Raw genomic sequence first — 9968 nt, 5'->3', positions numbered from 1 at the left:
GTGCGAAACGAATCTGCAGCACCGCCGGCATTGCCGCGTGCATCGGAACCAACCAGGCCGCCTTCGAGCGGCCTTTTCATTTTCCGGAGAGGCCAGTGACTGAACCGACATCCACTGCGGGAGGCGCGGCAGGCGGTGCCGCCATCTCGCTGTTACCGGCCGTCATGTTGGGCGCGCAGATCGATGCTCTGCTGCTTGGCCTGATCGGCTCATTCATCGCCGTTGCGTGGTTCGACGAACTGAACAGCATGCGCCGCGCGGCAGCGTCGGTCATCGCTGGCGCGCTCGTTTGCGGCGTCCTGTCTGGCCTGCTCGCCGTCGCTATGTGGTCCAGCCTTCCGGCCCGCATGCAGACGCTGCTGAACGTGGAAAGCCTGCGCATGCCGATCGCGCTGGTGATCGGGTTTCTGGTGCCCTCGGTGGGGCCGGTGCTCAAACGGAGAGCGGAACGGGCAGCGGAGGGCAGGGGAGGTGAGCAGAAATGAACCTCTACGTTCTCTTCGCGGTGCTGTGCGCAATCCCCGTCTTCGTGCGCGCGCTCTGCATCGTCACCCGCACGACACGTCAAGGCTGGCCGCGGTGGCGGCATCTGGGCTTTGCCGTGGGCGCCTCGCTCATGGGCGTCGGCGCCGTGGCTGTTCCGCTGCAACGGCCGTGGGCCGTACTCGCACTGCTCGCAGGGCTTGCGGCGGTGATCGTCTTCGACAGGCGCCGGCACCGCCATCGGCGCGCGGGAGGCTGACATGATCATCACGCCCATCCAGCTGCTGCGCATCGCGCCACGCTGTCCCGACACCATCGCCTGGTCACGTGCGCTCAACGAGGCCATGCGCGAATTCGCGATCGAGTCGAAGCTGCAGGCCGCCCATTGGCTTGCACAGCTCGCGCACGAGTGACGGAGTTCTCGCGGCTGGTGGAGAACCTCAACTACACCGACCCCGAGCGCATCGCACGCATCTTCCGGAGCAGCTTCGATCTTGACGGCGACCGTGTCGTCAACCCCGAGGAGATCGAGTTCGCGCGCGGCTTCGTTCGCAATCCCGTCCTGCTCGCGAATCGCGCCTATGCCGGCAAGAACGGCAATGGCGTCGAGTCCAGCGGCGACGGATGGCGCTACCGCGGCCGCGGCCCGATCCAGATCACCGGCCGCAGCAACTACGCGCGCGCCGGCCAGGCGCTTGGCCTGCCGCTGGTCGAGCAGCCTGAGATCGTCATGGACCCGGATGTCGGCGCGCGCGTCGCCGGCTGGTACTGGACAGACCGGCGCATCGGCCCGCTGGCTGACGCCGACGACCTTCGAGCCGTCACCAAGAAGATCAACCCAGGCCTCGCGGGTCTCGACGACCGCCGTCGCTACCTCACCACGGCCAAGCAGGTCCTGGCCGCTTAACCCCCTCGGAGACAACCATGGACAACAACTTTCACACAGCACTTGCCGCGCACGGCGCCAGCCTCATCACCCACATTGGTTTGGTCAATGGTTCGGGTGTCGAAATCAGTGGAGGCGGCTACGCGCGCCTCCCGGTCACGTGGGCCGGCGCGGCTGGCGTTCGTAGCCTCGACGATGACAAGGTGTTCGACATTCCGGCAGGCGCGACCGTGGCGGGCTGGCGCGGCTTCACGGCGCTCACGGCCGGCACGAACTACGGTGGCGCTGCGCTGACGCCGGCATCTTTCACCAATGCCGGCACCTACACGCTGCTTGCGGCGAGCACCAATTTCACCGTGCAGGCCGGTTGATCGGTCTAGACGATGGCTGTCACCCACGATCAGCGGACCCTTCCGCTCGCGCGAAACCCGGACAATCCGGCGGCGGCGGGGATCACGCTCGCCTGGGATTTCACCGGCATGGGCAGCCTGCCGGAGGCCCAGCCGTTCCTGTACGGAGGTGGCTCCGCGCCGTCGCTGACGGTCAGCGGCAATCGCAGCTATCCGACCTACAACGGCATCCAGGGTGTCCGGCCAGGCGGCTCGGGTGCTTCTGGCAGCTACAGCAACCTGACCTTTACTGGTCAGGGTATGCAGGTCGGCACAGACGATTTTCAGGTCGCGCTGATCTTCACGACCGGGCCGACGCTGCCGACTAGCACGAACACCATCAAGGCGCTGGTCATCCGCAATGATGCTGGCACCGCACTTGTCAACCTGACGATCTCGGAGAGCAACGGCAACGGCTGGTTCCTGAACGCGAACAGTTCGACCGGTGAGGGCACAGCTGTCACCGCCACCATCTACGGCGTCAACAAGACGGTGATTCTGTGGTTCCGCCGCCGTGGTGGCGTGACCAATGTCTGGACGCAGGAGGCGACGCCGTCCAGCATCCTCGTTGCGCGCTACAACGCAGGCAGCGATAGCACCTCATGGACGGACACCAGCGCGAAGCGGATCTACATCGCGTGGAATCAGAGCACGACAGCGGTCGTCGATGTCGCGATTCACGGTGTGCGCTTCTGGGGCGGGTCGTCGCTCGACGACGAGGCGACGCGTAACGTCGGCCGCGACTTCTGGGCGCTGGAAGCCAACGAGGTCGAGAGCGACAGCCTTGCGATCACCTCGCCGGCCGCAGACAGCGCCGTCCCGACCACCACCACGATCAGCGGCACGTACACCGGTACGGCTCCGACCGGCGTCAACGTGCAGCACGGCAGCGCATCGTGGGTGACGCTGTCAGGCTTCAGCGCCGCATCCGGCACGTGGTCAGGCGCGGCTGTACTGGAAGTCGCCACCGCCGCGCCACTGCGCGCGCGCTACGGGAACAACACCAGCATCGTGTCGGCCGATGTCGCGAATATCACGGTCGAGGCCGACGCGATCGCCTTCACGGTGCCGATGTCGGGCGCCGATCCGGACCCAATGGGCGCCGTCGATTACCGCCTGTTCCAGCGTGACGGTGCTGACCAGGCCACCGGCGTGCGCGTCACCGGTACGTATGACGGCGACCCCGAGGGCGCTATCGAGTGGCGTTACAACGGCGGCAGCTGGGCCACGCTGGATGAGACGCCGACCGGTGGCGAGTTCGACGAGACGGTCACGCTGCAGGGACCGGCGCAGGGCGCGCTCGAGGTGCGCTTCGCCGCGAATCCATCTGTTTCGGCCGCGCTGTCCTACGTCGGTGTCGGCGATCTGTATCTGTGCGCCGGGCAGAGCAATGCGGCCGGCTGGTCGCCGAGCTATGTGCAGCCAGTAGCGCCCGACACGAACCCGACATGGAAGGCGGTCGAGTTCGATTTCGCACACGTGTGGCGCGAGAATTTCGAGACGCTGGCCAAGCCGTTCCACATCCCCGGCGACGCCGTGTATTCCGCGTTCAATGCCGGCGGCGCTGGCGACGGTTCGTACTACGGTCACCTCGCCACGCTGGGTATGGCTTCCGGTGTGCCGATCGGCGTCGTTCCTGCGGCGCGCGGCAGCACGAACATCGACCAGTGGAACGCCGGCAGCCCGACGAACACCGGCACGCTCTACGGCGCCATGCTCGCAACCGCGCAGAAGCTGAGCAGCTTCCGCTACGTGCTGTGGTGGCAGGGTGAGGGCTCGATGGCCGACACCGCGACCGGCACCGCCTACGACCCGACGCTCTACGCCGGGAAGCTGGACGAGATCATGGATGCATTCGCCGCGGCCGGTCAGACCGCGCAGTGGGTGCTGACGATGCCCTGCCTGGCGAATCCGACACCGAAGGACAACGGTGTGCTGCTGCGCGCAGCCATCGCGAGTCTCGCGAGCAACGAACACGTCGCAGGTGTGCTCGACCTCGACGACCCGACGCCGGCCTACGACACGCTGCATTTCGAGGGCAGCACCGAGATCATCACGATCGCCGAGCGCATGGCTGCGCTGCTGGGCTACACCACCTCGTTCTCCGGTGGGGCGAGTAGCTTGATTGATGTCTCTGCAGCCGGTTCGGGAAACGCCGTCGAATCTGCGTCTGGCGGGGCATCCAGCGGCATCAGTGTTACCTCGGCCGGCACTGGAACCGCGATGGAAGGTGCTGGCGGTGGCGCAAACAGCACGGTCGATGTCATCGCAACGGGGGCCGGCGTTGCCGCCGAGATCGCAAACGGCGGCAGCGCATCACTGGTTGAGGTGAGCGCAGCCGGCGCAGGCACCGCGGCGGAGCAGGCAGCAGGAGGCGCGAGCTCCGTTGTCGAGATTACGGCGGCAGGCGCTGGCGCGGCGCAGGAGGATGGCGCTGCGGCTGGCGGCAGTTCGTCCATCGTCAACGTCATTGCGGTGGGTGCTGGCCACGCGGCCGAACTCGCCGAGGGCGGATCGTCGTCAGCCGTCGCTGTCACCGCTGTGGGCGCCGGTGTTGCCCAGGAAGACGGTGCCGCCGCCGGCGGCAGTGCTTCGAGAGTCGAAGTCGTTGCGGCGGGCGGCGGTCTGGCGACAGAGGTCGTGGTTGGTGGCTCGCCCTCTGTTGTCGCCGTCACTGCCGCCGGGGCTGGCGTCAAGCAGGAAGAGGGCGCCCAGCAGGGTGGCAGCGCGTCCCTTGTCGCAGTCCTGAGCGCCGGTTCTGGCGTCGCGCTCGAGCGGGCGTTCGGCGGTCGCGCCGCCTTCATTCGCGTGCGCGCCTTCGGCACTGGCATCGCCGACGACGGCACACAGATCGGCCTCCCTCCGGTGTCCTGCACGGGCTCGCACTTCCTCTCCGCGTCCGCCGTAGGCGCACACCGCAGGGCCGCCACCATCACAACCATCGTGGAGCCAATCCAATGAGCGATTACATACAGGGGCAGCTGGTGCGCCTGAGCTGCGTCTTTCGTGACGCCGCCGGCGCGCCGGCTGACCCGACCGAGGTCACATTCAAGCACCGGCCGGCCAGCATCGCGGATGCCGAGGCCACCTTGAAGACCTATCCGCCCGGCGCGAGCGACGGAATCGTCCGTGACGACATCGGCCAGTACCACGTCGATGTCTCGATGGATGAGCCCGGGGAGCACTGGTGGCGCTGGGAATCGACCGGCGCGGCACAGGCGGCCGATCAGGGGCTGTTCGTCGTGCTGCCGGCGCTGCTGTGATGCCGAGTTTCCTTGCTCGCGCGCTGCCCGGCTGGGTGCCATACGCGGCCGTCGCCATCCTGCTCGTGGTTGTCGCTGGCTGGGGTTACGGTCGCGGCGCGTCTGATGTGCAGGAACGCTGGGACATCGAGCGCGCCCGCCAACAGACCGTCGTGGCCGTCGTCAAGCAGCGCCAGGCCGAGGTCACCGCGCGCGTCATCACCAAGTTTGCCGACCGTGTGCGCACCGTGCGCGAGGCCGGCGACACCATCATCCGAGAGGTGCCCGTCTATGTCCGCGAAACCTGTGATCCTGATGGCCGCCTGCCTGCTGGCTGGCGCGTGCAGCACGACGCCGCCGCCGCCGGTGGTCCTGCCGACCCCGCCGGATTCGCTGATGCAACCCCCGTTGCCCCTGACACCGCTGCCGAAACCGTCGCGCGCAACTACCTTGCGTGCCGGCTCAACGCTGAGCAACTGACCGCCTTGCAGGCGTGGGTCCGTGAGCAGGCCGCCGTCGTGCCCTGAGTGCGACCGGCTGCGCGCTGACCGCAATGCCTGGCGCCGGATGTGCGTTGATCTATTCGGGTTGGTGCGTACGCTGATCGCGCTACTTACAAGAGGGTGATGGCGCGTGAGTCGCACTAATTTCGTAGTCGAAAAACAGACACAATTAGGCGAATTTGCGTTATTGTTTTGGCGACAACACAACGTGTTGTGAAAAAGCCGCCGAACAGTGACCCGTCCGACGGCTGTCTGCCTTAACTTACGTCAGGCAGACGACCAAGAGCCGGATAACGCTCGATAGAGCAGATGTCCGGATTGGCCAAAGCCTCTTCGAGACTGACGAAGCGGCCGTCAACGTGACGGCGTCCGACAGTACGGATAGGCAAGGTGCTGAGAAGGCCATTTTTCATGGTCGTTCCCTTCGGGCCCGGTTGGGATCGAGGTGAAGCTGCTCAGCACGCGGCGGATCGTTTTCCAGACGAGTTGCTTGTTGTGCTGAGCGGCTCAGGTGACCGATAGGGCCTTTCCGTCGGTCACCACCCCATTCTTTGCGGTCATGCGGGATATCCCGCGTTCATGACCTGCAAACGATTCTAGTGAGCCACTCTGGCACCCGCAAGCGCGATTTTTCTGCTAGCTCACGCGGCACGGGCGGCAAATTCCCGCTCCGGCGGGATGGAATTGGCGCCGCACATGGGCTGGCGGGGAGGAATCCTGCGAAAACGCCGGCGTGGCAGGAATCAGTTCGGCCGCGCGACGCCGGGCAAGCGTTTCCGGTCGAAGCAGGCACCCGGGGCGATCTTTCTTCCCGATGCGATAGCCGAATGAACTACCACAGCGGCCACGGGATGCCGCTGTAAGCAAGTACTGCCCACAAACGGCGAATTCGACAATCGCCGTGGGCAGTGAACGCGCGCCACCTCACTCGTTATTGTCTACTGTATGGATATACAGCATGACAAGGCGCGCCCATGGAGCCCCGACGACCCCGCACCGATGTCAGGGCGCCCACCCTGGTTCTTCCACGCAGTGAAATATGGCCTCGGACACGTCGTGTGCGATGCCGACGGCCGCATTCTGGCGTCGCATGTCCTGAACGAAGTCGGTCTTCTGATGAGTGGGGCGCCGACGATGTACGCCGTGCTGAAAAGAATCGCGGCCGAGAGGCCGGAAGGTGATCGGCACGGTGACCTGGCGCGGCGCGCGCTGAGGCATATCGACGACCACGACGAAGTGCGTCGGGCGCATCCTGCCGTCGGTGCCAAAGGCAGCTGAGCCCGTGCTATTCGGGAATCGGCAACGTCAGAAAATCAACGGGTTAAGTCCGCGCTCCGCCGCCTCGAATAGCACAGAGAGGCGTCTGCAGGTGATTGATTCCGCGGCACAAATCGCGCTTGAAAAAATTGGCTACGAACCAAGGGGTCGGGCGTTCGAATCGCTCCGGGCGCGCCAATTTACCGCAGAGAAACAAAGAGATAGGCCAGTCGATTGACTGGCCTTTTTCTTTTGTTCTTCCCTTCTCGGGCCGCATTCTGCGGCGACCGGCTACCGTCCCTCATTCCTCACTTCATCGTACGCGTATGGCTTGCGCGACTTCGGCCGTCGTGTATCCATTCGTCACATTCCGTCGGTGTTCTTTCGTGCAGGGGCGTGGAGTGACCTTGGTAATATGACAAAGTCGTTTCACGACTTGTTCGGGGAGGAGAAGCGGGTGGCCATAAGAAAAAAGAGTGCGGAGTTCGGGGAGGAACGGGTCGCGCCGGTGGCCTGGTTGAAGGCGAAGCTCGGTGTGCCCGAGCATGCGACGTATCTTGGTTTCGGTGTGCAGAAGGAGGGTGGAGCGCTCTTTCTCGCCGTTTGTGATCCTGCTGCTGCGCCCTCGGACTGGGGTTGGACGTCCTCGGTCGAACAGGCACGGAAGTTCGTCGGTTGGCGCGAGGCGGTCGATGCATCGGAACGCTGTGCGGGCAGCGGCGTCGTGCTGTATTTCGACTATGGCGAGGAAATCTGGGTGTTTCCGGCGCGTTAGTCGGCCGGAACGGCAGCGGTCCCGCCCGCCGGGCGGGACCGCCTTGTTCATCCGTAGCGCAGTTCCGTCGCCTTGCCCCAGAACACGCGGTGCGCAAAGAAGGTGTAGGCGAGAATGGTCGGCACAGTGATGGCGCAGCCGGCAAGGATGAGATTCAGTGCAGCGGTGGAGCTCGCTGCCTGCCAGATCGTGATGCGATCCATTACGACGAAGGGGTAGAGGCTGTAGGCGAGGCCCAGTCCGCCCATCAGGAATACGCCCACGGTCAGGACGAAGGGCAGCCAGCACAGCGTGCCCAATGCGCGTTTGCCGTTCAGTGTCCACCACAGTGCGACGAAGCAGGCGAAGGTGGCAAACGGGATCGGCAGCAGGCCGATGAACTGCGGCAGACTGAACCAGCGTGCGCTGACCGTATCGCTGACCCAGGGCGTGGCAAGCGAGATGAGGCCCATGCCCACGACGACCGGTATCAACGCAAGCCGCCCCCAGTGCGCTGCGCGCGACTGCAGTTCGCCTTCGGTCTTCAGCACCAGCCACGTCGCCCCCATCAGTACATAGGCGCAGGGCAGTGCGATGGCGATCGCCAGTGCGAACAGGTCGTAGGCACTGCCGTCGGCAAAGCCGGTGATGAAGCGGCCCAGCATCCAGCCCTGGGCGACCGAGGTGACGGTCGAGCCGGCGAAGAAGATGAAATTCCACAAGGGCTTGTGCGTGTCCTGTGCCTTGACCCGGAAGTCGAAGGCCACGCCGCGCAGGATGAGGCCCAGCAGCATCAGCGCGATCGGCAGGTAGAGCGCGGTCATGACGACGCCGTGCGCTTTCGGGAAGGCGATCAGCAGGATGCCGACGCCCAGCACCAGCCAGGTTTCGTTGGCGTCCCAGAAGGGACCGATGGACGCGATCATCATGTCCTTCTGTCCGTCGTCGGCGCGATGCAGCAGCATGCCGACGCCCAGATCGAAGCCATCGAGCACGACATAGAGGAACATTGCCAAGCCCATCAGGCCCATGAAGATCACCGGCAGGATTTCGGCCCAGCTCATGCGCCACCTTCCTTCTTTGCGGGTTGGTTACCGAGCAGTATCGCCGCGCCGCCGGTGGGCGCAGGGTCGTAGCTGTCGGACGGTTTCTCGGCCATGTAGCGCAGCACACTTATATATGCGGCGATCAGCAGCACGTAGGTGATCAGGTAACCGGCCAGCGTGATCGCGATGTGCGGCGCCGGCGTCGTCGAGGCGACGTCGGCCGTCCGGATCAGGCCGTGCACGATCCACGGCTGGCGGCCGATCTCCGTCACGTACCAGCCGGCGACCGTGGCGATCCAGCCGGAAAAGGTCATCGCGGCGATGCTGACCATGAGCCATCGCGGCGCATGTTCCGGCTGCCAGCCCCGGCGGCGCAGCAGCCACCAGCCTGCCCAGCTCACCAGCAGCATCAGCGTGCCGATCGCGACCATGATGCGGAAGCCGAAGAACAGCGGCTTGACCGGCGGGTGCGCCTCGAACTCATTGAGGCCCTTCAGTTCGCCATCCCATTCATGGGTCAGGATGAGGGATGCCATCTTCGGAATGCCGATGGCCATGTCGTTGCGTCGCTCGGTCTCGTTGGGCAGCGCGAACAGCAGCAGCGGTGCGCCCTTCTCGGTCTCCCACACCCCTTCGATCGCGGCGATCTTCTGCGGTTGATGCTGCAGCGTGTTCAGGCCGTGCATGTCACCGACCAGGATCTGTACCGGAATCAGCACCGCCGCCAGCGTGATCGCGGCGCGCAGCGCCAGCGGCGTCGAGGCGTTGGCCTTGCCGCGCAGCACCTGCCATGCGGACACGCCGGCGACCAGGAAGGCCATCGTGAGGAAGGAGGCCAGCAGCATGTGCGCGAAGCGGTAGGGGAAGGACGGGTTGAAGATGATCTCCATCCAGCTCGTGACATGGAATTCGCCGTTGATGATTTCGTAACCGACCGGCGTCTGCATCCAGGAATTGAGCACGAGGATCCAGAATGCGCTCATCGTCGTGCCAAAGGCGACCAGGAAAGTTGCAAGCATGTGCACGCGTTCGCTTACCCGTCCATGTCCGAACAGCATGACGCCGAGGAAGGTCGCTTCGAGGAAGAAGGCGGTCAGCACTTCGAAGCCGAGCAGCGGTCCGGCGATGTTGCCGACCTTCTCCATGAAGCCCGGCCAGTTGGTGCCGAACTGGAAGCTCATCGTGATGCCGCTGACTACGCCGAGGGCGAAGGTGAGCGCGAACACCTTGGTCCAGAAGCGATAGGCGGTCAGCCAGGGCCGGTGGCTGGTCTTCAGCCAGCGCCAGCGCATGAACAGCAGCATCCAGCCGAGCGAGATCGAAATCGTCGGGAACAGGATGTGGAAGGTGATGTTGGCGGCGAACTGGATGCGCGCCAGCAGGACGGGATCAAGATCCATCGGTGTGT

12 protein-coding genes are annotated in these 9968 nt (G+C 65.0%); 10 read left to right on the top strand and 2 right to left on the bottom strand.

Annotation, left to right across the window (positions count from 1 at the left end; translation table 11 throughout):
- Window positions 1-95: 95 nt before the first annotated feature.
- From ACQ66H_RS12200 to ACQ66H_RS12155, 10 genes are all read left to right on the top strand, one after another.
- Entirely contained in the window at window positions 96-485 is a 390-nt protein-coding gene (locus ACQ66H_RS12200; protein ID WP_430434246.1) for a hypothetical protein, read from the top strand.
- Entirely contained in the window at window positions 482-742 is a 261-nt protein-coding gene (locus ACQ66H_RS12195) for a hypothetical protein (RefSeq protein ID WP_430434245.1), read from the top strand. Before ACQ66H_RS12200 ends, ACQ66H_RS12195 begins: the two co-directional genes overlap by 4 nt.
- Before the next feature lies 1 nt (window position 743).
- Window positions 744-896, top strand: coding sequence for a hypothetical protein (locus tag ACQ66H_RS12190; RefSeq protein WP_430434244.1), 153 nt, complete (start codon window positions 744-746; stop codon window positions 894-896).
- 17 nt (window positions 897-913) lie between these two features.
- Window positions 914-1390, top strand: coding sequence for a glycoside hydrolase family 19 protein (locus tag ACQ66H_RS12185; RefSeq protein WP_430434243.1), 477 nt, complete (start codon window positions 914-916; stop codon window positions 1388-1390).
- Window positions 1391-1407: 17 nt separating this feature from the next.
- The gene (locus ACQ66H_RS12180) at window positions 1408-1740 is read left to right on the top strand and encodes a hypothetical protein (protein WP_430434242.1); all 333 of its coding nucleotides are present in this window, start codon (window positions 1408-1410) and stop codon (window positions 1738-1740) included.
- A 12-nt stretch (window positions 1741-1752) separates the two neighbouring features.
- Complete coding sequence (locus ACQ66H_RS12175; RefSeq protein WP_430434241.1) at window positions 1753-4719, top strand: sialate O-acetylesterase; 2967 nt, start codon at window positions 1753-1755, stop codon at window positions 4717-4719.
- Complete coding sequence (locus ACQ66H_RS12170; protein WP_430434240.1) at window positions 4716-5021, top strand: hypothetical protein; 306 nt, start codon at window positions 4716-4718, stop codon at window positions 5019-5021. The genes ACQ66H_RS12175 and ACQ66H_RS12170 overlap by 4 nt, the downstream gene beginning before the upstream one ends.
- Window positions 5021-5527: a hypothetical protein gene (locus ACQ66H_RS12165; RefSeq protein ID WP_430434239.1), complete on the top strand. Its 507-nt coding sequence runs from the start codon at window positions 5021-5023 to the stop codon at window positions 5525-5527. Before ACQ66H_RS12170 ends, ACQ66H_RS12165 begins: the two co-directional genes overlap by 1 nt.
- A gap of 1032 nt (window positions 5528-6559) precedes the next feature.
- Complete coding sequence (locus ACQ66H_RS12160) at window positions 6560-6781, top strand: hypothetical protein (protein WP_430434238.1); 222 nt, start codon at window positions 6560-6562, stop codon at window positions 6779-6781.
- Between the two features lie 310 nt (window positions 6782-7091).
- Complete coding sequence (locus ACQ66H_RS12155; RefSeq protein ID WP_430434237.1) at window positions 7092-7535, top strand: hypothetical protein; 444 nt, start codon at window positions 7092-7094, stop codon at window positions 7533-7535.
- Between the two features lie 47 nt (window positions 7536-7582).
- Here ACQ66H_RS12155 and ACQ66H_RS12150 read toward each other — a convergent pair whose 3' ends face one another.
- Window positions 7583-8578: a cytochrome d ubiquinol oxidase subunit II gene (locus ACQ66H_RS12150; RefSeq protein ID WP_430434236.1), complete on the bottom strand. Its 996-nt coding sequence runs from the start codon at window positions 8576-8578 to the stop codon at window positions 7583-7585.
- Window positions 8575-9960 carry a cytochrome ubiquinol oxidase subunit I gene (locus ACQ66H_RS12145; protein WP_430434235.1) on the bottom strand — a complete coding sequence of 462 codons (1386 nt, stop codon included), beginning with the start codon at window positions 9958-9960 and terminating at the stop codon, window positions 8575-8577. The genes ACQ66H_RS12150 and ACQ66H_RS12145 overlap by 4 nt, the downstream gene beginning before the upstream one ends.
- Window positions 9961-9968: the final 8 nt, after the last annotated feature.

The sequence above is a fragment of the Methyloversatilis sp. genome (assembly GCF_965284615.1).
GTDB lineage: Bacteria > Pseudomonadota > Gammaproteobacteria > Burkholderiales > Rhodocyclaceae > Methyloversatilis.
Note: the sequence above shows the minus strand (reverse complement) of the source record. Positions and strands in the feature narration are given on the sequence as shown.

Coding starts and splice junctions, on each gene's coding strand:
- ACQ66H_RS12195 (WP_430434245.1), top strand. CDS start 482: ATGAACCTCTACGTTCTCTTCGCGGTGCTGTGCGCAATCCCCGTCTTC.
- ACQ66H_RS12190 (WP_430434244.1), top strand. CDS start 744: ATGATCATCACGCCCATCCAGCTGCTGCGCATCGCGCCACGCTGTCCC.
- ACQ66H_RS12180 (WP_430434242.1), top strand. CDS start 1,408: ATGGACAACAACTTTCACACAGCACTTGCCGCGCACGGCGCCAGCCTC.
- ACQ66H_RS12175 (WP_430434241.1), top strand. CDS start 1,753: ATGGCTGTCACCCACGATCAGCGGACCCTTCCGCTCGCGCGAAACCCG.
- ACQ66H_RS12170 (WP_430434240.1), top strand. CDS start 4,716: ATGAGCGATTACATACAGGGGCAGCTGGTGCGCCTGAGCTGCGTCTTT.
- ACQ66H_RS12165 (WP_430434239.1), top strand. CDS start 5,021: ATGCCGAGTTTCCTTGCTCGCGCGCTGCCCGGCTGGGTGCCATACGCG.
- ACQ66H_RS12150 (WP_430434236.1), bottom strand. CDS start 8,578: ATGAGCTGGGCCGAAATCCTGCCGGTGATCTTCATGGGCCTGATGGGC.
- ACQ66H_RS12145 (WP_430434235.1), bottom strand. CDS start 9,960: ATGGATCTTGATCCCGTCCTGCTGGCGCGCATCCAGTTCGCCGCCAAC.